At 70.3% G+C, this 21363-nt stretch carries 21 protein-coding genes; 12 read left to right on the top strand and 9 right to left on the bottom strand.

The window, feature by feature from the left end:
* Positions 1-30 precede the first annotated feature (30 nt).
* Entirely contained in the window at positions 31-213 is a 183-nt protein-coding gene (locus JWQ81_RS15225; RefSeq protein ID WP_297541906.1) for a hypothetical protein, read from the bottom strand.
* A gap of 34 nt (positions 214-247) precedes the next feature.
* Between JWQ81_RS15225 and JWQ81_RS15230 the strand changes: the two genes are divergently transcribed.
* From JWQ81_RS15230 to JWQ81_RS15250, 5 genes are read left to right on the top strand one after another with little or no spacing between them, the layout of a single operon-like run.
* Positions 248-997, top strand: coding sequence for an N-acetyltransferase (locus tag JWQ81_RS15230; RefSeq protein WP_297541909.1), 750 nt, complete (start codon positions 248-250; stop codon positions 995-997).
* Entirely contained in the window at positions 994-1995 is a 1002-nt protein-coding gene (gene cofD / locus JWQ81_RS15235) for a 2-phospho-L-lactate transferase (protein WP_297541911.1), read from the top strand. Before JWQ81_RS15230 ends, cofD begins: the two co-directional genes overlap by 4 nt.
* Positions 1988-3325, top strand: coding sequence for a coenzyme F420-0:L-glutamate ligase (locus JWQ81_RS15240; protein ID WP_297541913.1), 1338 nt, complete (start codon positions 1988-1990; stop codon positions 3323-3325). Before cofD ends, JWQ81_RS15240 begins: the two co-directional genes overlap by 8 nt.
* A complete protein-coding gene (locus tag JWQ81_RS15245; RefSeq protein ID WP_297541915.1) occupies positions 3322-3876 on the top strand; it encodes an NUDIX hydrolase in 555 nt (184 codons plus the stop codon). The genes JWQ81_RS15240 and JWQ81_RS15245 overlap by 4 nt, the downstream gene beginning before the upstream one ends.
* A complete protein-coding gene (locus tag JWQ81_RS15250) occupies positions 3873-4253 on the top strand; it encodes a GntR family transcriptional regulator (RefSeq protein ID WP_297541918.1) in 381 nt (126 codons plus the stop codon). The genes JWQ81_RS15245 and JWQ81_RS15250 overlap by 4 nt, the downstream gene beginning before the upstream one ends.
* Positions 4254-4264: 11 nt before the next feature.
* Here the strand turns inward: JWQ81_RS15250 and JWQ81_RS15255 are convergent, their stop codons facing one another.
* Complete coding sequence (locus JWQ81_RS15255) at positions 4265-5161, bottom strand: DNA-3-methyladenine glycosylase 2 family protein (protein WP_297541920.1); 897 nt, start codon at positions 5159-5161, stop codon at positions 4265-4267.
* Between the two features lie 2 nt (positions 5162-5163).
* Positions 5164-6243, bottom strand: coding sequence for an NDP-sugar synthase (locus JWQ81_RS15260; RefSeq protein WP_297541922.1), 1080 nt, complete (start codon positions 6241-6243; stop codon positions 5164-5166).
* Between the two features lie 171 nt (positions 6244-6414).
* Here JWQ81_RS15260 and JWQ81_RS15265 point away from each other — a divergent pair, with 171 nt between their 5' ends.
* A complete protein-coding gene (locus tag JWQ81_RS15265) occupies positions 6415-6837 on the top strand; it encodes a hypothetical protein (protein ID WP_297541924.1) in 423 nt (140 codons plus the stop codon).
* 409 nt (positions 6838-7246) lie between these two features.
* Here JWQ81_RS15265 and JWQ81_RS15270 read toward each other — a convergent pair whose 3' ends face one another.
* The 3 genes from JWQ81_RS15270 to JWQ81_RS15280 form a co-directional block, all read right to left on the bottom strand.
* On the bottom strand, positions 7247-8122 hold the full coding sequence (locus JWQ81_RS15270) for a glycosyltransferase family 2 protein (protein ID WP_297541926.1): 876 nt from the start codon (positions 8120-8122) through the stop codon (positions 7247-7249).
* Between the two features lie 18 nt (positions 8123-8140).
* On the bottom strand, positions 8141-9274 hold the full coding sequence (locus JWQ81_RS15275) for a glycosyltransferase family 1 protein (RefSeq protein WP_297542071.1): 1134 nt from the start codon (positions 9272-9274) through the stop codon (positions 8141-8143).
* 122 nt (positions 9275-9396) lie between these two features.
* On the bottom strand, positions 9397-10449 hold the full coding sequence (locus JWQ81_RS15280; RefSeq protein WP_297541928.1) for a glycosyltransferase family 1 protein: 1053 nt from the start codon (positions 10447-10449) through the stop codon (positions 9397-9399).
* Between the two features lie 19 nt (positions 10450-10468).
* On the opposite strand from JWQ81_RS15280, the gene JWQ81_RS15285 reads away from it, so the two are divergent.
* From JWQ81_RS15285 to JWQ81_RS15295, 3 genes are all read left to right on the top strand, one after another.
* Entirely contained in the window at positions 10469-11395 is a 927-nt protein-coding gene (locus tag JWQ81_RS15285) for a glycosyltransferase family 2 protein (RefSeq protein ID WP_297541930.1), read from the top strand.
* A gap of 63 nt (positions 11396-11458) precedes the next feature.
* Positions 11459-13978 carry a glycosyltransferase gene (locus tag JWQ81_RS15290; protein WP_297541932.1) on the top strand — a complete coding sequence of 840 codons (2520 nt, stop codon included), beginning with the start codon at positions 11459-11461 and terminating at the stop codon, positions 13976-13978.
* Positions 13971-15059, top strand: coding sequence for a glycosyltransferase family 1 protein (locus JWQ81_RS15295; protein WP_297541934.1), 1089 nt, complete (start codon positions 13971-13973; stop codon positions 15057-15059). The genes JWQ81_RS15290 and JWQ81_RS15295 overlap by 8 nt, the downstream gene beginning before the upstream one ends.
* Before the next feature lie 83 nt (positions 15060-15142).
* Here JWQ81_RS15295 and rfbD read toward each other — a convergent pair whose 3' ends face one another.
* On the bottom strand, positions 15143-16030 hold the full coding sequence (rfbD, locus tag JWQ81_RS15300; RefSeq protein WP_297541936.1) for a dTDP-4-dehydrorhamnose reductase: 888 nt from the start codon (positions 16028-16030) through the stop codon (positions 15143-15145).
* Positions 16031-16199: 169 nt separating this feature from the next.
* On the opposite strand from rfbD, the gene JWQ81_RS15305 reads away from it, so the two are divergent.
* The 3 genes from JWQ81_RS15305 to JWQ81_RS15315 all read left to right on the top strand — a co-directional run bounded on the left by JWQ81_RS15305 (position 16200) and on the right by JWQ81_RS15315 (position 20016).
* On the top strand, positions 16200-17741 hold the full coding sequence (locus JWQ81_RS15305) for an LCP family protein (protein ID WP_297541938.1): 1542 nt from the start codon (positions 16200-16202) through the stop codon (positions 17739-17741).
* A gap of 71 nt (positions 17742-17812) precedes the next feature.
* Positions 17813-19195, top strand: a complete 1383-nt coding sequence (locus JWQ81_RS15310) for an LCP family protein (RefSeq protein WP_297541940.1) — start codon at positions 17813-17815, stop codon at positions 19193-19195.
* A 119-nt stretch (positions 19196-19314) separates the two neighbouring features.
* Complete coding sequence (locus JWQ81_RS15315) at positions 19315-20016, top strand: TIGR03089 family protein (protein ID WP_297541942.1); 702 nt, start codon at positions 19315-19317, stop codon at positions 20014-20016.
* Between the two features lie 52 nt (positions 20017-20068).
* On the opposite strand, the gene JWQ81_RS15320 is transcribed toward JWQ81_RS15315, so the two are convergent.
* The gene (locus tag JWQ81_RS15320) at positions 20069-20494 is read right to left on the bottom strand and encodes a DoxX family protein (RefSeq protein WP_297541944.1); all 426 of its coding nucleotides are present in this window, start codon (positions 20492-20494) and stop codon (positions 20069-20071) included.
* Between the two features lie 112 nt (positions 20495-20606).
* Positions 20607-21356 carry a DUF1206 domain-containing protein gene (locus JWQ81_RS15325; protein WP_297542072.1) on the bottom strand — a complete coding sequence of 250 codons (750 nt, stop codon included), beginning with the start codon at positions 21354-21356 and terminating at the stop codon, positions 20607-20609.
* Positions 21357-21363 lie beyond the last annotated feature (7 nt).

The following is a 21363-nucleotide window of genomic DNA, read 5'->3' on the forward strand; positions in this document are numbered from 1 at the left end:
CAAAGGTCTGCGGAACTCCCGAAAACGGCGTTAACGCGAGTCGCGCTTCTTGCGTGTCTTGGCCCGGCTGTCCCCGGTGACGACGAAGCGCGGCTGCTCGGCCGCCGGCTCGCCGTCCTCGGCCTTCTTCTTGGACAGCGCACGGTTGAAACTGTCCGAAATCTCGCCGACCAGGTCCTCGTTGTGCCGGTCGTCCTTGCGTAAGACGCTCATCTGACCACCTCCGGGTTCTTGTCATAATCTAACCGTGAATGCCGCCGAAGCGCTCGAAGTCGTCTGTTCCGACGCTTGGCCGCCGCTTTCGCAGGAGTTCCTCGGCCAGTGGCGACTGCGCTGGGCGGGCGGGTTCACCGGGCGCGCCAACAGCGCACTCGCCGTCGGCGAACCCGGGGGCGACCTGTCCGACACCCTCCGCGCGGTCTGTGACTTCGCCCACTCGCACGCCATCCCGCCCAAGATCCAGGTGGTGCAGGACACCGCCACGGAGGCGGCCATCGCCGCCGCGGGTTGGGTCCCGGACATCGCGCATCCGGCCGGACACGACGTCGTAGTGCTGATCGCCGACGCGCGACCCGGGGCACCCGGCGACGCCAGGATGCTGCCCGGCCCGACCCCCGCCTGGTGGGAGCTCACCGTCGGCTCGACGGAACCGACCGACGCCGAGCGGCACGTGCTGACCGGCGGCAAGATCGGTTACGGCGTCGTCGACGTGGACGGCGTCACGGCGGGTGTGGTGCGCGGCGCGGTCGTCGACGACGTCCTGCACATCGCGCGGCTCGCGGTGCGGCCCGGCTACCGGCGGCAGGGACTCGCGGTGCGGCTGCTCGACGCCGCGGCCGCGTGGGCGGCGGAGCTCGGCGCGACGCGCACGGTCCTCCAGGTTTCGGTAACGAATGCCCCGGCGCTGGCGTTGTATGGCTCACTCGGCTTCGCCGAGCACCACAGGTACCGGTACTGGGTGCCCCCTGTCGCCTCATGCGAGGATCGGACATCGTGAAGGTTGTCGTAGTAGTAGGCGGTGTCGGCGGGGCGAGGTTCCTGCTGGGGGTCAAGGCCGCGCTGGGCCTGCCGGAGATCGGCGAAGGCCCGCCCGATTCCGGCCACGAGATCACCGCCCTGGTCAACACCGGCGACGACGTCTGGATGCACGGCCTGCGCATCTGCCCGGACCTCGACACCTGCATGTACACCCTCGGCGGCGGGATCGACACCGCGCGCGGCTGGGGGCATTCCGGGGAAACCTGGACGGTCAAGGAGGAGCTGGCGGCGTACGGCGCGGAGCCGAGCTGGTTCGGCCTCGGTGACAAGGACATCGCGACCCACCTCATCCGGTCCCGGATGCTGCGCGCCGGCTATCCGCTCTCGGCCGTGACAGAGGCGCTGTGCGACCGCTGGAAGCCGGGTGTGCGGCTGCTGCCGATGTCCGACGACCGCGTCGAGACGCACGTCGTCGTCGACGACCCGGACGAGCCCGGCCAGCAGAAAGCGCTGCACTTCCAGGAGTGGTGGGTGCGCTACCAGGCCAAACTGCCGGCGCAGTCGATACTCCCGGTCGGCGCGGAGGAGTCCTCGCCCGCGCCCGGGGTGCTGGACGCCATCACCGGAGCCGACGCGATCCTCTTCGCGCCGTCGAACCCGGTCGTCTCGGTGGGCACGGTCATGGCGGTTCCCGGCGTGCGGGACGCGCTGCGCAAGAGCGAGGCCGGGATCGTCGGCGTGTCGCCGATCATCGCGAACAAGCCGCTGCGCGGGATGGCGGACGCGTGCCTGACCGCGATCGGCGTGGAGACCTCCGCCGAGGCCGTCGGCCGGCACTACGGCTCGCGCAAGGAATCCGAAACGGGGCTGCTCGACGGCTGGTTGGTCGCCGAGGGCGAGACCGTCGACGTACCCGGGGTCGCCGTGCGCGCGGTCCCCCTGCTGATGTCCGATGTGGACGCCACCGCGGCGATGGCCCGCGCGGCGCTGGAACTGTCCGGAGTGGACCTTGCCTGATCACGCCTCCGCCAAGATCGAGATCCTGCCCGTCCCCGGGCTGCCGGAGTTCCGGCCGGGCGACGACCTCACCGGCGCCATCGTGGCGGCCGCGCCCTGGCTGCGCTCGGGTGACGTAGTGGTCGTGACCAGCAAGGTCGTGTCCAAGATCGAGGGCATGCTGATCCGCGTCCCCGCCGACCCGGAGCAGCGGGACGCGATCCGCCGCGAATGGGTCGAGAAGGAGTCCGTCCGGATCATCGCCCGGATCGGCCGGACGGTGATCACCCAGAACAAGATCGGCATCGTGCAGGCGGCCTCGGGCATCGACGCGTCGAACGTGTCCACCGACGAGATCGCGCTGCTGCCCACCGACCCGGACGCGTCGGCTTTGGCGCTGCGCAACGGGTTGCGCGAGCGGCTCGGCGTCGAGGTCGCGGTCGTCATCACCGACACGATGGGCCGTGCGTGGCGGATCGGGCAGACCGACGCCGCGATCGGCGCGTCCGGCCTGCGCGCGCTGCACGCCTACGCGGGCGAGATCGACAGCCAGGGCAACGAACTGGCCGTCACCGAGGTCGCGGTCGCCGACGAGATCGCCGCCGCGGCCGACCTGGTCAAGGGCAAGCTCGGCGGCCTGCCCGTCGCTGTCGTCCGTGGACTGTCGCTTGTGGACGACGGGTCGACGGCGAGGAACCTCATCCGGCCGGTCGAGGAGGACCTGTTCCGCCTCGGCACCAACGAAGCGATCGCGCAGGGCCGACGGGAAGCCGTGCCGCTGCGGCGATCCGTGCGAGAGTTCAGCGACGAGCCCGTCGACGCGGACGTCCTGCGCCACGCGATCGCTGTCGCGCTCACCGCGCCGGCGCCGCACCACACCCACCCCGTGCGGTTCATCTGGCTGCGTGAGCAAGGTACGCGGGAGAAGCTGCTCAACGCGATGCGCGAGTCATGGCAAGCGGATCTGCTCGCCGACGGGTTCACCGCCGAGCAGATCGCCAAACGTGTCGGCCGCGGCAACATCCTGTTCGACGCGCCCGAGGTGGTCATCCCGTTCCTGGTGCCCGACGGCGCCCACACCTACCCCGACGCACGGCGGAATGTCTGCGAGAACACGATGTTCACCGTCGCGGGCGGCGCGGCGGTGCAGGGTCTGCTCGTGGCGCTGGCCGCGGAGGACCTCGGTTCGTGCTGGATCGGCTCGACCATTTTCGCCGCCGACCTCGTGCGTGCCACGCTCGGCCTTGGCGACGACTGGCAGCCGCTCGGCGCGGTGGCCATCGGGCACCCGGCGTCCGCGTCTCCGGCGCGTGGTCCGCTTCAGGCGGGCGAAGGGCTGCTGGAACTGTGAATCTTCGTCTTGACGCACTGTCCACACTGGACGACTGGAAGCCGGAGGCCGGCGATCAGGAGTCCCTGCGCCAGGCGTTTCTCGGCTTCCTCGCCGCGCGTGAGGACTCCTGCGCACGGTCCTGCGAAGCAGGCCACCTGACGGCGTCAGCCGTGGTCCTGGACGCCACGGGTGAGCGGGTGCTGCTCACGCTGCACCCCCGAGTCGGCCGGTGGCTGCAGCTCGGCGGGCACTGCGAGCCCGAAGACCGGACGCTGGCCGACGCCGTGCTGCGCGAAGCCCGTGAGGAGTCCGGAATGGACGGCCTGACGATCGGCTCCTCGCCGGTGCACCTCGACGTCCACCCGATCACGTGCTCGCTCGGCCTCCCGACCAGGCATTTCGACGTCCGGTACGCGGTCCGTGCGCCGGCGGGCGCCGAGCCGGTGCGCAGCCACGAATCCGACGACCTCCGCTGGTGGCCCGTCGACGCGCTGCCCGCCGGTTCCGAAGACCTCGCCGACGTCGTCGACGCTGCGGTCGCGGCTGCCAGGGAGGAGTGGGAGCAGTGATTCCCAGTGTGGACAGTGCTTCGCCGCTACCGCCGTACGAGCAGGTGCGGGCTTCGCTGGCGGCGCAGATCAACGACCGGACGCTGCCCGTGGGCACCAAGCTGCCGACCGTGCGCAAACTGGCCGCGGACCTCGGGATCGCGCCGAACACCATCGCGCGGGCCTATCGCGAGCTGGAAGAAGCCGGGCTGATCGAAACGCGGGGGCGGGCCGGGAGCTTCGTCAGCGCGTCGGGTGACCAGAGCCGCCAGAACGCCCAGCGGGCCGCCGCGGAGTACGCGAACATCGCCCGCGCGCTGGGCCTCAGCCGGGACGAGGCGCTGGCCATCGTGAACGCCGCACTGGAAAGCACGGTCACGCCCCACAGGTCGGCGTAGTACCCGCCCGGTCACATGGCGCGGTAGTCACGCAGCGCCGCGCGGGCGGCGATCCGGGGCTTACGGAAGCCGGCGGCGCCCAGGTAGCGCACGGCACGTTGACGCTGTGGCGCGTACGGCGCGAGGACTTCGAACAAGCCCGCGTCGTCGAGGGGGGCCCCGGTCAGGGCGTGGCCCACGATCGACGGGATGTTGTAGTCACCGAAACTGACCGCGTCCGGGTCGCCCCAAGCCCGCTGCGCGATCTCGGCGGCCGTCCAGACGCCGATGCCCTGCACCTTCCGCAGCAGCGAACGTCCTTCCACCCCACCGAGTTCGACCGCCCGTTCGAGCCGGTGGGCGACCCTGGCCGCGCGGATCAGGGTCGACCGCCTGCTGAGGTCCACCCCGGCCCGGTGCCATTTCCAGTCCACAATGGAACGGATCGCCACCGGCGTCGGCGGCACGCGCAGCCCTTCGGGCCCTGGTCCGGGCGCCGGCTCGCCGAACCAGGCACACAGCTCGCGCCAGGACCGGATCGCCTCGCGCCCGGCGACCTTCTGCTCCAGCACGGCCAGGACCAGCGAGTCCCAGACCCGGCCGGTCGCGCCGATCCGCAGGCCCGGGTGCCGCCGTCGGGCTTCGGCGATCACGGCGTGATGGGCGGTGAAGCCCGAGTCATCATCGTTCGCACCGAGCAGCGCCGGGACTCCGGAAAGCAGCCGATCCGCGCCCGGCCCCCACGCCTCCGCCTCGACTTCGCCGCCGGAACGCCTGCTCAGCGCCAGCGCGCCGGCGCCGTCGGGAGTGTTCGCGGCGAGCCAGGTAACGCCGGTGCCGTCGTCGATCAGGTTCGGCGACCACGCGCCGCGCCGCAGCGGACCCAGCACCCCGGCCAGGTCCACCTCGAACGACGGCGTCCAGAGCATCGTCAGCCGTCGCTCGAGAAGCGCACTACGCCGTCCCCGAGCTCGGCCTTCGGCCACACCCGCGCGCCGTCGAGCAGTTCGTTGTCGGCACCGACCGAAGCGCCGTCCCCGACGACCACCCCGCGCAGCACCGTTCCGGCACCGACCCGGGCGCCCGCGCCCAGCACCGACCGCTCGATCACCGCGCCCGCACCGACTTCGGCCCCGGCGAACAGGACAGACCCGCTCACCTGAGCACCCGCGCCGACCGTCGCACCGGGACCGATCGTGGAGCCGCCGGTCACCGACGCGTCCGCGGCGACGACGGCGCCGTCCAGCACCAGCGCCTCGCCCACCGCCCCGGGCAGTGCCGACGTCGGCGCGACGCCCTTGACCAGGTCCGACGAGCCGAGCACGAACGCCTCCGGAGTGCCGACGTCCAGCCAGTACGAGGTGTCGACGAACCCGTGGACGTGCGCTCCGGCGGACAGCAGCGCGGGGAACGTCTCCCGCTCCACCGAAACCGGGCGGCCGGTCGGGATGGACTCGATCACCGACCGGCGGAACACGTAACAACCGGCGTTGATCTGGTCGGTCGGCGGGTTGGGTGTCTTCTCGAGGAACTCCAGGACGCGCCCGTCAGCGTCGGTGGGCACGGAACCGAAGCGGCTGGGATCCTCGACACGCTGAAGGTGCAGCGTGACATCTGCGTCGGCTTCGACGTGGGTGCGCACGAGCTCGCCGAGGTCCGCGCCGGACAGGATGTCGCCGTTGAAGATGACCGCGTTCGGCGCGCGCAGGCGGTCGTAGACGTTGCGGATGGCCCCGGCGGTGTCCAGCGGGACGTCCTCGACGACGTACTCCAGCTCCAGCCCGAGCGCCGACCCGTCACCGAAGTAGTCCTCGAACACTTCGGCCTGGTAGGAGGTTCCCAGCACGACGTGGGTGATCCCGGCGGCGCGGATCCTGGACAGCAGGTGGCTCAGGAACGGAGTCCCGGCCGTGGGCAGCATGGGCTTCGGCGCGGACAGCGTCAGCGGCCGCAACCTGGTGCCCCGTCCGCCGACGAGCACCACGGCGTCGACCTCGAGCTCGGCATTCACGAAACGCTCCTCCTCGGGTTTTCTGGCCTGCAAAACTTTCGTCTATATCACGCACCGCTGAGCGACAAGCCGCGGGAAACACTGACGCCGAACCCCGCGAGGGCCTACCCTAGACAGCACACAGCAGGCTCTCCTCCCAGAGGGCCTCGGGTCAGTCGGGAGGCCTTGGGGATGGACCCCCGCGATCGGGCGGATGCCGTGCTCGCACGAGCACGAGCACGCGGAGCCTTCGTGGTGACACTGGAGAACGCGACTTCTCCGATGGACTCGTCGAACACCCAGCAGATCCCGCGCTCGGTGGTCAACGAGATCGACCGCGGCCAGGATCCCGACACCACCACCGTGCTGCCCGCGTCGATGATCGCGGCCAACGACGACCAGCACCATCTCGCCGAGGTCGAACCGACCACCAGGCTGGACACCGGCGAGCCGCGGCGGCAGAAGCCGCCGGAGGCACGACGACCGGCCGAGAACCGCAAGCCGGAGCCGGAGCCGAGCGACGAGCCGTCCGAGGACAGCTTCAGCGGGCTCATCCCGACGGTGACGCAGTCCAGCGGCCGGTCGAACCTGTCGCGTCGGCTGGACGGCATCTAGCGGGCACTTTTGTGGGTCTTCGGTCGTCTGTGTGGGTGCTGGTTGCTGTGGACTGGCTGCGTTTTAGCGCAGCAAGGGCCGGTCGTGTCGTGTCGGTGTATGGCGAATGCCGGTGTCCGGAGCTGGGTGTGCGACTCGCCGGTCTGACTGTAGGACTCGCCCTCGCTGAACGTGGGACTCGCACAGCACATCGGCGAGTCCCACACTCCAGCCCGGCGAGTCCCACGTTCAACCCGACGAGTCCCACAGTCACCACCAGCCGACCACACCCACTGACCTCAAGAACCCCACCAGCCACTGAGGCGTCGCGGACCCACACATCCGACACAAGAGCCACCTTTGTACTTTTGTGCCCTGCTTGAGACTTCAATGAGGGCACAAAAGGACAAAAGTGCCTAGGCCAAAGTGCCTAGCCCTTTCGGGTCTCCAGCTTCAGCCGCACCTTCAGGCCGAGCTTGATGACGGCCAGGACGGGCTTCCAGGCGAGGCCGCGGTGGCGGTCGGCGAGGTAGCGGTACGCGCTGTCGTGGTGCGCGCCCAGCATCTTCGCCGACGCCTGGGACGTCGAATGCCCGCCGATGTGCATCACGCTGGACGAAGGCGCGTAGACGTTGAGCCAGCCCGCCTTGGCCAGGCGGTCGCCGAGGTCGACGTCCTCGAAGTACATGAAGTAGCGGGTGTCGAACCCGTCGACCGAGTCGAACGCCTCGCGCCGGATCAGCTGACACGAGCCGGACAGCCAGCCCGAAGTCCGCTCGACCGGGGCGCTGTTCTCCTGCCGGTACTGCCGGGTCCACGGGTTTCCCGGCCACACCTTGGCGAACAGGGCATGGCCGACGCCCCGGCCCATCGACGGCAGCAGCCGCGCCGACGGGTACACCGTGCCGTCGAGGTCGTGGATGAGTGGGCCGAACGCGCCACCGCGCGGCCACCGCTGGGTGACGTCCAGCAGCGCGTCGAGTGAGCCCGGCTCCCATTCGAGGTCCGGGTTGACCACGACTACCCAGCCGTAGCTGTTGTCGAGTTCGGCGATGCCGCGGTTGGCGGCCGTGCCGTAACCGACGTTCTCCCCGATGCTGACCAGCTTCACGTTCTCCCGCGTAGCCGCCTTCTCCGGCGCGCCGTCGGTGGACGCGTTGTCGGCGACGACGACGAGGACATCCCTGTCCGTCGCCTTCTCGAGGGTGTCGAGGAAGCGCTCGAGGGTCTCGCCGGGGAAGTAGGTCACGGTCACCACGGCGAGCGCGTCACCGTACGAACTGCCGTTGCCGGGGTGCTCAGTCACCCCGCAATTGTGCCTCGGCTACCGAACGCGACTTCGGTGCCCCGCCCAGGCCTTGCCGTAGGCCTCCCGGTGCAGGTCGGCGGTGGTGGCCCAGGAGAACTCCTTGGCACGCTGCTGTGCGGCCGCGGCGAGCACCGCGCGCTTCGCCGAGTCGTCGAGCAGCTCCGAGATGGCCGCCGCGACGTCTCCGGCGCCGACCCCGCAGTACGCGACGGCGTCACCACCGACCTCGGGCAGCGAAAGACGTCGAGTGGTCAGCACGCAGGCGCCGGACGCCATGGCCTCCAGCACCGGCAGCCCGAAACCCTCACCGAGGCTGGGATAGGCCACCAGCTCGGAACCGCCGAGGAACCCGGCGAGTGTCTCGAACGGCAGATACCCGGCCCGGATGACGCGCAGCCTGTGCGGCACGGCGTCGAGTGCGTTCTCGACCTGGCTGTCCCAGCCGGGCTGGCCGGCGAGCACCAGCGCCGGCGGATTCGGGCGCCCGGCGACAGCCTGGGCGAAGCCCCTGATCAGCGCCGGAACGTTCTTGCGCGGTTCGAGCGCGCCGAGGAACGCGACATACGGGGTGTCGCCCAGGCCGACCGCGTCCCGCGCGGCGCGGATCTCGGCCGGGGACGGCGGATGGAACCGCTCAGCGTCGACGCCGTGCTGGATGATTTCGAAGTCGGACGCCCGCGCGTGAGCGACCCTGACCAGCTCGTTCGCCGTCGCCTGACTGGGCACCACGCACAGCGTCGCGCGCCGCAGGGCAGTTGTCGTCCAGGCGCGGAAAAACCGGGCCTTCACCGAGGAGTGCAGCACGGCGTCGGTGAAGAACGTGGCGTCGTGCAGCGTGACCACGGACGCGGCCGGGCTGGCCAGCGGCATCGTGTAGTGCGGCGAGTGCACGACGTCGACCCCGAGCCGGCGGATCAGCCTCGGGAAAGTCGTCTGTTCCCAGGTCAGCCGGGCTGTCCGGGTGGACGTCGACTGCGCCGTCGGGACGACGCGGGAACCAGGGGCGAGCGCGCCGTAGAGCCGCGCGTCCCGTGGCTGGCAGACCACGGTGAACCGCGCGCCGCCGTCGTCGAGGGCCGACACCAGAGAATCGACGTAGCGGCCGACACCACCCCGGTCGGCCGGGACTGCTGTCGCGTCGATCAGCACGCGGGGTTCGGACACCACCCGGGAAGCGTACGACCGATAGGTCGCGAGTTGGACAGGAACCAACAAACTGGGGGCATCCAGGTTGCTCCCGGGTCCCGCTTTGTGGTGTAGACCACGTCGGATCAGCGCCGGTGGAGGTCCCAGACCGAGCGGGCGGCGGAGTGCCAGGAGAAATCCGCGGCGCGGATCCGGCCCAGATCGGACAGGGTCGCAGCTCGCGCCGGAGCGGCGAGGACGTCGCGCAGCGCGGCGGCCAGCGCGGGAGCGTCGCCCCTGGGCACGGCGACGCCGGCGCCCCCAGCCACCTCTACGAGTGCCGGAGCGTCCGAGTGGACCACGGGGACGCCGGCCGCCATCGCCTCCAGCAGCGGCAGCCCGAAGCCCTCCGCGAGGCTCGGCACCGCGAGCACGCTCGCGCGCCGCAGGACGTACGCCAGTTCGCCGTCGGTCAGCCGCCCGAGGACGCGCACTCGCGCGCCCGCGTCGGCCGCCATCGACGCCGGATCGAGGCCGCCCCAACCGGATTGCCCGGCGAGCAGCAACGGCACGTCCAGCTCGCCCATGGCCCTGATCAGCACGTCGATGCCCTTGCGCGGCTCGACCGTCCCGATCGCGAGGACGTAGCGCTCCGGCACGTCGACCGGTTCCTCCGTGGGCAATTCCGTGACGCCGTGGCCGATGACGTGCACCGGAGCCGACACGGGAAGTCGCCTGGTCAGGTCGTCCGCAATCGCTTGCGTGGGCACCACCAGCGCGTTCGCCCGGCGCGCGGCCCGCCCGATCATCGCGCGGTGCCAGGTGACACCGCGGGGGGTCAACGTCTCGGGATGCGTCCACGGCACGGTGTCGTGCACGGTGACCGACAGCGTGCACCCGCGCGGCGCCCGGGCCGGGGCGAGCGGGGTCGGCGCGTGCACGGCGTCCCCGCGCCACCAAGGCAGGCCCAGCTGCCAAGTCGCGACGAGCGCGCGCGGTGGCAGCGGCAGCACGTGCGGCCCGTCGACGCCGTCGATCCGCGCGGCTTCGATGTCGGCGTGGCGGGCGACCACGCTCGACACGGTCCAGCCGGCCGGCGCCGACGCGGCGAGCGCCCGCAGCAGCTCACCGGTGTAACGGCCGGTGCCACCGGGGACGGGGGCGAGCAACTGCTCCGCGACGACGACGAGTTCGGGCACGGCCCGTATTCTGCTCGCTGTGGCATCCAGCGAGGTCGGCACCACCGTGGTCGTGGTGACCTGGCGCGGAGTGGGCCATGTCACAGCGTGTCTCGACGCGCTGGCCGCCCAGGATCGTCCACATCGGACCCTGGTGATCGACAACGCCTCCGACGACGGCACGGCCGCGCTGCTGGCCTCGCACCCGTCCGCGCCCGAGGTCGTCCGGACCCGCCGAAACACCGGCTACGCAGGGGCGATGGCCACTGCACTGTCCGTTGTGGACACTCCGTACACGGCGTGGCTGAACGACGACGCCGAACCCGCGCCCGGGTGGCTCGGCGCGCTGGAGGACTCTCTGGAAAAGGCTCCGACCGCGGCGGCCGCCGGCTCGTGGATGGAGCTTCCCGACGGGTCGCCGCAGTCACTCGGCGTGCGGTTGAGCGGGGACGGCCATGGCGTTGATGTGATCGAAGAGCGCGCCGAGGTCTTCGGCTTCTGCGGCGGCGCGGTGCTGCTGCGGACCGACGTCCTGCGGGCTGCGGGCGGCGTGCCCGCCGACTTCTTCTGCTACTACGAGGACACGGACACGGCGTGGCGGCTGAGGCTGGCCGGCTGGGACGTCGTGAGCGCCCCGGACGCGCACGTCGTCCACCGGCACGGCGTGAGCACCGCACCGGGGTCGCCGCTGTTCCACCGCTGGAACGAACGCAACCGGCTGCTGATGTTGCTGCGCTGCGCACCCGGCCGGATCGCCGCCCGCGAGCTGGTCAAGTTCGCCGTGCTCACGCTGGTCCTGCCGCTGCGGGGAAAGCCGGCAGCCGCCAACTTCCGGTTCGGCCTACGCTCCCAGGTGCTCGCCGAGCTGCTGGTCCGCCTGCCCGGCACGCTGCGGGCGCGCCGACGGATCGAACGGATCGCCCTGATCAGCCGGGAGACGGTCTGGGACGCCTGGGCCGGGGTTTGACGCAGGTCGTCCGGCCAGGGTGAGCTACCCTCCCTGCCATCCGGAAATGAGGGAGACGTCGTCTTGTCGCAGGGGGAAACACAGCCGCTGGTCTCGGTGATCGTGGTCAACTACCGCGGGGCCGAGGACACGATCACGTGTCTCGCCGCGCTGGCCGCCGAGCTGGACTACCCGCGGCTCGAGACGATCGTGGTCGACAACGCCTCCGGCGGGGACGACGTCGCCCGGATCAGGGCCGCGTACCCCGAGGTCAAGCTCATCGAGTCGCCGTCGAACCTCGGGTTCGCGGGCGGCTGCAACCTCGGCGCCGCCCAGGCCGCCGGCACCGTGCTCGCCTTTCTGAACAACGACGCCAAACCGGCGCCCGGCTGGGTCCGCGCGGCGGTGGCCGAGTTCCGCGCGCAGCCGACCGTCGGCGCGGTGGCCAGCAAGGTCCTCGACTGGGACGGCACCGGCACGGACTTCGTCGACGCCGGCCTGACCTGGTTCGGCATGGGCTACAAGCGGCACGCGGGCAGCCCACTGGCAGACGTCCCGGCCGCCGAGCACGAGGTCGCGAAGGACGTCCTGTTCGCCACCGGCTCGGCCATGTTCGTCCGCGCCGGGCTGTTCGCCGAGCTCGGCGGCTTCGACGACCGGTTCTTCATGTTCTACGAGGACGTCGACCTCGGCTGGCGGATGAACCTGCGCGGCTGGCGCGTGCGGTACGTCCCCGAGTCGCTGACCTACCACCGCCACCACGCGACGATGTCCTCTGTGGACGCTCCGGACTCCGGCCGCGAGACGTTCCTGCTGGAGCGCAACGCGTTGGCCGCGCTGTACAAGAACCTTTCCGACGAGACGCTCGCCAAGGTCCTCCCGGCGGCGCTCGCGCTCGCGGTACGCCGGGCGACCGCGCGCGGCGAGCTCGACGCGACCCAGCTCGACCTGCAGCGCGGGGTCGGCCCGATCGAGACGGCCGACGTCGCCATTCCCCGCACCAGCCTCGCCGGGTTCCTGGCGATCGACCAGTTCGTCGAGTTGATACCGTCCCTCGCGGAGTCCCGCGTGAAGGAGCAGGCCGCCAGGGTCCGCACCGACGCCGACCTGATTCCGTTGATGCGTAAGGCGTTGGAGCCCGCGTACCCGCTCCCCCGGTACCTCGCGGCGCACGAAGTACTCGTCGAGGCGTTCGGGATCGAGGGCATCTTCGGCAAGCGCCGGAAGATCCTCGTGCTCACCGGGGACGCGCTCACCGCGCGGATGGCCGGGCCGGCCATCCGCGCGTGGAACATCTCGTCGACGTTGTCGGTCGAGCACGAAGTCCGGCTGGTGACGGTGAACCCGCTGGCCGACCCGCCGCCGGCGCCGTTCGAGGTCGCCGGAGCCCGCCGCCGCGACCTCGACGCGCACATCGGCTGGGCCGACGTCGTGATCCTGCAGGGTCACGTCCTCGAGCTCGCGCCGTCGCTGAAAAAGGAGTACTCGGCCAAGATCGTGGTGGCCGACCTCTACGACCCGATGCACCTCGAGCTGCTCGAACAGGGCAAGGGCGTCGCCGACGACAAGCGCGCGAAGGACCTGATCGGCGTCACCAAGGTGCTCGACGCACAGCTCGAACGTGGTGACTTCTTCCTCTGCGCGTCCGAGCGTCAGCGGCACTTCTGGCTCGGCCACCTCGCCGCGCTCGGACGGCTTTCGCCGCGCCTGTACGACGCCGACCCGACCACCGGTTCACTGCTGTCGGTCGTCCCGTTCGGACTGTCCACAGAGGCGCCCACCCGCACGGGCCCCGGGCTGCGGGCGAGCCTCGACGGCATCACCGAGACCGACCACGTCGTGCTCTGGGCCGGCGGGGTGTACAGCTGGTTCGACCCGCTGACGCTGATCCGCGCGGTCGAAATCCTGCGCCAGCGCCGTGGCGACGTCCGGTTGGTGTTCCTCGGGATGAAGCATCCGAACCCCGAAGTGGCCGAAATGGACATCGGCGCGCAGACGATCCGGCTGTCGGATTCGCTGGGCCTGACCGGGAAGCACGTGTTCTTCAACGAGCAGTGGGTCCCGTACGAGGAGCGGCAGAACTGGCTTCTCGACGCCGATTGCGGCGTGACGACCCACTACGAGCACGTCGAGACGACGTTCGCGTTCCGGACCCGGGTGCTGGACTACCTGTGGGCCGGGCTGCCGATCGTGACCACCGACGGCGATTCGTTCGCCGACCTGGTGCGCGAGGAGAAACTGGGCGTCGTCGTTCCCGCGCAGGACGCCAACGCGCTGGCCGAAGCGCTCGAACGTTCCCTGTACGACACCGAGTTCGCCGCCGGCTGCGTCGAGCGCATCGCCGCGGTGGCGCAGCGGTTCGCGTGGCCGAACGCGCTCGCGCCGCTGGTGGAGTTCTGCCGCGACCCGCGTCCCGCCGCGGACAGACTCCCTGGGTCGGCTGATCTCGTCGTGACGGACCCCCTGCGGGGCAAGGAATTCCTGCGGCGAGACGTGGAGCTGTTCCGCGAGTACCTGGCGGACGGCGGACCGAAGGAGCTGGCGCGCCGGGCGGCCGGGCGCGTGCTGAAGGTCGCCAAGACGGCACGGCGTAAAAATGGCTGAGAAGCCACTCCGCGTCCTGCTCGACGGCACACCACTGCTCGGGCGCAGGACAGGCATCGGCCGCTATACCGCGTCACTGCTCGAAGAGCTCGCCTCACTATCCGAAGTAGACACTCGCGCGGTGGCGTTCACCCTGCGCGGCTGGCGCCGGCTGCGGCACGTCCTGCCGCACGGGGTCCAAGCCCGCGGAATGCCGGTGTCCGCGCGGTGGCTGCGCCAGAGTTGGCTGCGCTCGCAGTTCCCGCCGGTGGAGCTGTTCGCGGGCCCGACCGATGTTGTGCACGGCACGAACTTCGTCCTTCCCGGCACGGTCCGCGCGGCCGGGGTACTGACAATCCACGACCTGGCCTTCTTCGACGCCCCCGGTGAACTCGCGGAGAGCGATCGCGGGCTGCCACAGCTCGTCCAGCGCGGTGCCGCGCGTGCCGACGTGATCTGCACGCCGACGGCCGCGGTCGCCGACGCTATCGCCGAACGGTTCGCCGTCGACCGGGCGAAGATCATGGTGACGCCGCTCGGGGTCGACCCGGCGTGGTTCACCGCCCGCCCGCCGACCGACGAGGCTCGCGCGCGACTGCGGCTGCCGTCGAAGTACCTGCTGTTCGTCGGTACTTCCGGTCCGCGCAAGGGGCTCGACTGGCTCAACCGCGCGCACTCCGCCGCCGAGGGCCTGCCGCCGCTGGTTTTCGCCGGGCCTGGTCCGTTCACGGTGACCGAGCGCTCGCAGCACCTGGGCTACCTGTCCGATGTGGACCTGCGGACCGTGGTCGCGGGCGCGGCCGCCGTCGTCCTGCCGTCGCGGGACGAGGGCTTCGGCCTGCCCGTGCTCGAAGCGATGGCGTCGGACGTGCCCGTGGTCTGCACGGACGTCCCGGCGCTGCGCGAAGTCACCGGCGGCTGCGCGAGCCTGGTGCCCTACGACGACGTCGACGCGCTGGCCGAAGCCCTGCGCACCGCCGTCGACGACCCGCACGCCGTGGCCACCTCCGCAGCCCGCCGCACCCACGCCGCGAGCTTCACCTGGCGCGCCTGCGCACAAAAGACCGTCGAGGCCTACCGCACCGCCGCCCGTCGCCCGTAAAGACTCGTGAGTGTTCCGGCCGCCTGCTGTGCCTTGCGGGACACCCGCACCCGGGCGTGCCGGAACACTCACCAGTCCTGGACTTACTCACCAGCGAAGTAGGCCCTCAGGGCGTCTTCCCAGGAGCGCAACGGGGTGAGCCCTGCGTCGGCCCAGGAAGCGTTGGACAGCACGGAGTACGCCGGACGCGGGGTCGGGCTCGGGTAGTCGGCCGTGGTGCACGGGTTGACGCGCGCCGGGTCGGCGCCGAGTTCGGTGAAGATCGCACGGGTGAACCGGCACCACGTGGTGGCGCCGCCGCCGGTGCAGTGCAGGATCCGCTGGGCGGGCCCGCGACCGTCGACGACCTGACCGGCCAGTTCGAGCAGTCCGGCGGCGAGGTCCGCGGACCAGGTCGGTGAGCCGTGCTGGTCGTCCACAACGGACAGTGTTTCGCGCTCGCCTTCGAGGCGGATCATGGTCTTGACGAAGTTCTTCCCGGTCTTGCCGTAGACCCAGGCCGTCCGCACGACCCACGCCTGCGCGCCCGAGCCCAGCACGGCGTCCTCGCCGGCGGCCTTCGTGCGGCCGTACGCCGTCTTCGGTCCGACCGGATCCGCCGGCTCGTAGGGCTTCGACGCGTCCCCGGCGAACACGTAGTCGGTCGAGACGTGGATCAGCGGCACACCGCGCGAAGAGCACACCGCGGCCAGCATGCGCGGACCGTCCACATTGATCGCGAACGCCCGGCCCTCATCGGTCTCCGCCGCGTCGACCGCGGTGTACGCGGAGGCGTTGATCACCACCGGCTTGGCGCCCGCGGCCTTGGCGCGCGCGACCAGGTCGGAGACCGCGGTCACGATGGCGCCGGCCTGCGTCACGTCCAGTTCGGCCGAGGAGGGCGCGTAGACCTTGACGTCTTCGCCCTCGGACGCCGCGAGATCGCGGCCGAGCTGCCCGGAACCGCCCGGCACCAGTACTTCCAAAGCCATACGAGCACTCACTTCCCACCACGCGCCTGGCAAGGAACGCCGGGCGTTTCGCCGACAGTGTGTCACGACCGGGGCAACCTTCCGCCAGTCCGGGGACGTCTTGGCGTTGATCGCCTATCCTGCAAGCGGGGGCAGAGTGCGCCCCCCGGGGATCCTTGGGGAGGACCGCGTGACCGAGTGGCTCTCGCCACCCGTTCCGGCGGCGCGCCGCCGCCGCGTGGCGGTGTACGCACGCCGGGGCAGCAAGACGGTGTTCGGGCTTGTATCGGTCGCGGTGCTGGCCTTGACCTGGTACGGCTGGCAGGTCATCGGCGACCCCACCACAGGCCTGACCACGACCCCGGTCTTCGCGGACAACTCCGTGCACGCGATACCGCTCGACGGCGCGATCGACATCCTGCTGGTCGGCCAGGACAGTCGCACCGACGCCCAGGGCAACCCACTGCCCCGCGAGGTGCTGGACATGCTGCACGCCGGCGAAGCGGACGGCGAGCGCCAGACCGACACGATGATCCTCGTGCACATCCCGCAGAACGGGCAGCACGCGGTGGCCATCTCCTTCCCGCGCGACTCCTACGTCGACATCACCGGCGGGTTCGGCAAGCACAAGCTCAACAGCGCGTACGTCTACGCCTACAACGACACGTCGAAGACGCTCCAGCGCCAGGGCTCCAAGGACCTCAAGGACGTCGACGAGAAGTCCAAGCTCGCGGGCCGGAAGAACCTGATCGCCACGCTCGAGCAGTTCATGGGCAAGCCGGGGATGATCGACCGCTACGCCGAGGTCAACCTGTCGAGCTTCTACGAGATCACCAGGGCCATCGGCGGCGTGGACGTGTGCCTGAACCACGCTGTCAAGGAGGAGAAGTCCGGCGTCGACCTGCCGGCCGGGCAGCAGCCGCTTCAGGGCGTGCAGGCGCTGGCGTTCGTCCGGCAGCGCTATGGCCTGCCCAACGGCGACCTCGACCGCATCGCGCGGCAGCAGGCGTTCCTGTCCGGGCTCGCCGCGAAGGTGCTCTCCAGCGACACGCTGACCAACCCGGTGCGGATCGCGGACCTGGTCTCCGCGGTGAAGAAGTCCGTCGTACTGTCGGAGGGTTGGGACCTGGCCGAGTTCGCCGCGCAGATGCGCGGCCTGACCGGCGGGAATATCCAGTTCCACACGATCCCGACCGAGGGCAATGCCGTCATCGGCGGCGCCGACGTGCTCCGGGTCGACCCGGTGGCCGTGCGCGCGATGGTGAACCAGCTGACCACGGACGCCACGAGTACCTCGCCCGGCGCGTCCACGACCACGACTGCCTCGGCCGTTCCCGGGGCCGACGCCGTCACTGTGGACGTCTTCGACGGCACGGGCGCGCGGACTCTCGACACGACCACGCAAAACGCGCTTCACGGCCGCGGATTCAGCACCGGCAGCTCGGCGAAGCTCAGCCCGAGGGCAACCACGGTGCTCCGCTACGCGCCCGGCGACGCGGCGGCCGCCGACCTGGTCAAGCAGATGTTCGGCGCATCGGTCACCGCCGAGCCGGACAAGGATGTCACCAAGGGTCACGTCCGGATCCTGCTCGGCAAGGACTTCCAGGGCCTCACCACGCCCGGCACGTCGGCGGTTTCCAGCTCGGTTTCCAGCTCGGTTTCGGTGTCTTCCAGCAGCTCGCAGCCGCTGCCGAAGCCCATCACCGCGGGCGGTGTGCCCTGCGTCAACTAGGTGGTGACCACCTTGAACGGCAACGTGCCCTAGCCTAGGTGCGGGGAAAACGAGGGTGGGGAGCGAGCAGCGTGGACGACGAGCACAGACCAGCCGAGGAGCCGTCGGCCGAGGTGGACGCGGTCGAGCCGGAGAAGCACGAGGATGTCACCGAGAGTGATGAGCCTGTGCCGTTCGTCCCGAGCCCCTTCCCTCGCATGGACGTCGAGGACGCAGAAGACGCCGAACCGGAAGCCGAAGATCTCGAAGCCCCGGTCGCCGGCATCCTGCCCGAAGTCCCGGTCGTCAAGGCCCCGAAGCGGCGCCTCCGCACCACCGGGAAGGTCGTGCTGGCACTGGTCTCGGTCGTGGCTGTCGCCGTCACCGGCTACGCCTACGTCACCACGAACAAGCTCCAGGCCACCGTGAACACCACGGATGCGCTCACCCAGCCCGACGACAAGGCTGCCCCGCCGGTAGACGACGGCGCGACCGACATCCTGCTCGTCGGCAGCGACGCCCGGACGGACGCCGAGGGCGCCCCGTTGCCGGCCAGGATGCTGAAGAACCTGCGGACCGAGGACAAGGCCGGCGTCAACACCGACACCATCATCATCCTGCGCATCCCCAAGAACGGCGGCAAGGCGGCGGGCATCTCGATCCCGCGCGACTCCTGGGTGGACGTCCCCGGCCGCGGCAAGACCAAGATCAACTCGGCGTACGGCGTGGCGAAGGCGAACTACTCCGACCAGCTGCGGGCCCAGGGCGAGACCGACCGCGCGAAGATCGAGCGGGAGTCCGACCAGGTCGGCCGCAAGACGCTGGTGCAGACCGTGCAGGACTTCACGCAGCTCCGGATCGATCACTACGCCGAGGTCAACCTGCTCGGGTTCTACCTGATCACCGAGGCCCTCGGCGGGGTCCAGGTGTGCCTCAACCACGCGACCTCGGACAAGGACTCCGGCGCCGACTTCCGCGCCGGGGTGCAGACCGTGTCCGGCGGGCAGGCGCTGTCGTTCGTCCGGCAGCGCGAAAACCTGCCGCGCGGCGACCTCGACCGCATCGTGCGGCAGCAGACGTTCCTGTCTTCGGCGCTGCAGAAGGTCATGTCGGCTGGCACGCTGGCGAGCCCGTCGAAGACGAACGCGCTATTGGACGCGGTGCATCGGTCGGTCGTCCTCGATCCCGGCCTCGACCTGCTGGACTTCGCCGAGCAGGTGAAGGGCATCGCGTCCGGGTCGCTGACGTTCACCACGATCCCGGTGGTGAACAGCAACGGCCGCAGTGAGGACGGCAAGCAGAGCATCGTGCAGGTCGACCCCACCGCCGTACGGCAGTTCGTCGCGAGCCTCGCCGGCCGTACGGCGCTGCAAGCACCGCCCGCTGGTGGGGTCGTCGCCGGCGGTGGCGGTGGAGAAGGTGGCGGTGGCGGGCCGTTCGAGATGGCTTCGGGCAGCGTTCCCTGCGTCAACTAGCCCACCCGTCGCCCGACCACCACCCCCCACAGAAACGCTTCGCGTTCACAACTAGCCCACCCGCCACCCGACCACCACCCCCCACAGAAACGCTTCGCGTTCACAACTAGCCTCGGGGCGTGAGCATCACCGAGCACCTGTTGCGTCCCCTGCTGGCCAAGTCCGGCGCGCGTCCGCTGATCACGCACTACGACGACGCCGTCGGCAGCCGGGTCGAGTTGTCCGTCTCCACCACGGCGAACTGGGCCGCGAAAACGGCGAACTGGCTGGTGGAAGAGGTCGACGTCGAGCCGGGCGACGAGGTCTCGGTGCGCCTGCCCGCCCATTGGCAGACGGCCGGTGTGCTGCTCGGCGCGTGGTGGTGCGGCGCTCACGTGGTGACCACCGGCGAGGGTGCGCGGATCGCGTTCGTCGGCCCCGATGTCCCGGCGGGAGTGGGCACCGCGGTGGTCGCGCTGGACACGATGGGCATGGGCCTGCGGCAACCGCCCGCCAACGGCGCCGTCGACTACCTTTCCGACGTCCGCCTCGCTGGTGACGACTTCCAGGCGCTCTTCCCGATCCCCGGCGACACCCCGGCACTCAATGCGTCCACAGTGGACGATCTTCTCGCCGAAGCCCGTTCGCGTGCCGAGAAACTGGGCCTGTCCGGCACCGACCGCGTGCTGTCCACAATCGACTGGACGCAGCCGGACGGTATCCTCGACGGCTTCCTCGTCCCGCTCGCGGCAGGCGCCCACCTCGTCCACGTCAGCAATGCCGACCCGGCCAAGCTCGACGACCGCCGCCAGGCGGAACGCACCACCCGCGACCTCACGTAGACAACTCGTGAGCGTTCCGGCCGCTTCTAACCGGCCGGAACGCTCACGAGTCCTAGACGGTCTGGAGTTCACGGCTTTCGCGCTTGCTCCAGAACAACAGGTGGTCGAGTGAGTACCTGCCGCCGTTGAGCCCGAAGGCGAGTCCGGCGAGCGCGAGCACCAGCAGGAGTTCGAAGTTGCCTTGCCCGGTGAAGATATGGCCGGTCTCGGTGGACAGAATCGCGCCCACGGAATCGATGAGGAAGCCGGCGGCGATGAGCGGCAGCGCAAATCCGATGATGAAGGCAATCGCACCGAGGATCTCGATCGCGATCGCGAAGACCGCCGCGGCGGTCGGGAGCGGGATGCCGACGCTGCCGAAGAACCCCGCCGTCTTGTCCACCCCACTGTCCCATTTCTGCAGGCCGTGGTTGAGGAACACGACGCCGACGCCGATCCGGCCGAGAAGGAGTGCTGTGTCCTTGACACGAGCGAGCATGAGAAGACCACTCTCCGATCGGTGAAATTTCAACTGATTCACCTCAAGGTAGGGCGCCCGGCGTCGGAAAGGCACAGTCAGTAGCTGATCGACAGCAAGCCGACAGCAAGGGTCAGCTCTTATGAACGCGCGCGGCGGCGAAGCAGTAGACGCCGAACGCTGCCAGCCCGAGCGCGACGACGACCAGCAGGTACGGACCGAACGGCTGCGCGGCGAGTGTCCGTAGGGCGGCGTCGAGACCACCGGCCTTGCCCGCGTTGGAGCTGAAGGCGGCGATCGCTGTCAGCACGCCGACGATCGCGAAAACGGCACCCTTGGCGACGTAACCGGTCAAGCCGAGCCGTTCGACCCAGCGACGTGCGCCCACCGGCAACTCCGCCGTGTCGAGATCGTCGAGGAAGATCCGCTTGATTCCCTTGCGTGCGGAGGAAAATGCGACGCCGAGCACCATTGCCGCCAGCACCGCGACGAGCGCGGGGCCAGCTGGCAACGACAGGAGTTTCGCGGTGAACTCCTGCGGCTTCTGGTTGCCGGAACCTCCCTGGTTTCCTTCGGTGACAAGCTGGATCGCGGAGACGCCCAACGCGATGACGACTACTCCGCGTGCCACCGAACCCGCTTTGCGGACCGCGCGTCTGCGCTTGTCGGACACCCAGTCGTAGCCGGTCGCCGCCATCAGGAACTGCCACAGCCCGAACGCGATCAGCCCCAAAGCCAGCAGCCACAACAGGATCGCACCGAACGAACTGGACCCGATCTCGGCGATCGCGCCCTTCTGGTCGGCGGACTGCTTGCTGCCACCGAACGCGACGCGCACCGCGAGGTAGGCGATCACGAGGTGCACCAGCCCGTAGGAGGCCATCCCCGCA

Origin of the sequence: Amycolatopsis sp. (assembly GCF_025464955.1) — a bacterium.
GTDB lineage: Bacteria > Actinomycetota > Actinomycetes > Mycobacteriales > Pseudonocardiaceae > Amycolatopsis.

Bases quoted from the DNA above. Each gene is read 5' to 3' on its own strand.
- JWQ81_RS15320 (WP_297541944.1), bottom strand. From the start codon at position 20,494: ATGCTCGCTCGTGTCAAGGACACAGCACTCCTTCTCGGCCGGATCGGC.
- JWQ81_RS15225 (WP_297541906.1), bottom strand. From the start codon at position 213: ATGAGCGTCTTACGCAAGGACGACCGGCACAACGAGGACCTGGTCGGC.
- JWQ81_RS15255 (WP_297541920.1), bottom strand. From the start codon at position 5,161: ATGCTCTGGACGCCGTCGTTCGAGGTGGACCTGGCCGGGGTGCTGGGT.
- JWQ81_RS15295 (WP_297541934.1), top strand. From the start codon at position 13,971: ATGGCTGAGAAGCCACTCCGCGTCCTGCTCGACGGCACACCACTGCTC.
- JWQ81_RS15265 (WP_297541924.1), top strand. From the start codon at position 6,415: ATGGACCCCCGCGATCGGGCGGATGCCGTGCTCGCACGAGCACGAGCA.
- JWQ81_RS15325 (WP_297542072.1), bottom strand. From the start codon at position 21,356: ATGGCCTCCTACGGGCTGGTGCACCTCGTGATCGCCTACCTCGCGGTG.
- rfbD (WP_297541936.1), bottom strand. From the start codon at position 16,030: ATGGCTTTGGAAGTACTGGTGCCGGGCGGTTCCGGGCAGCTCGGCCGC.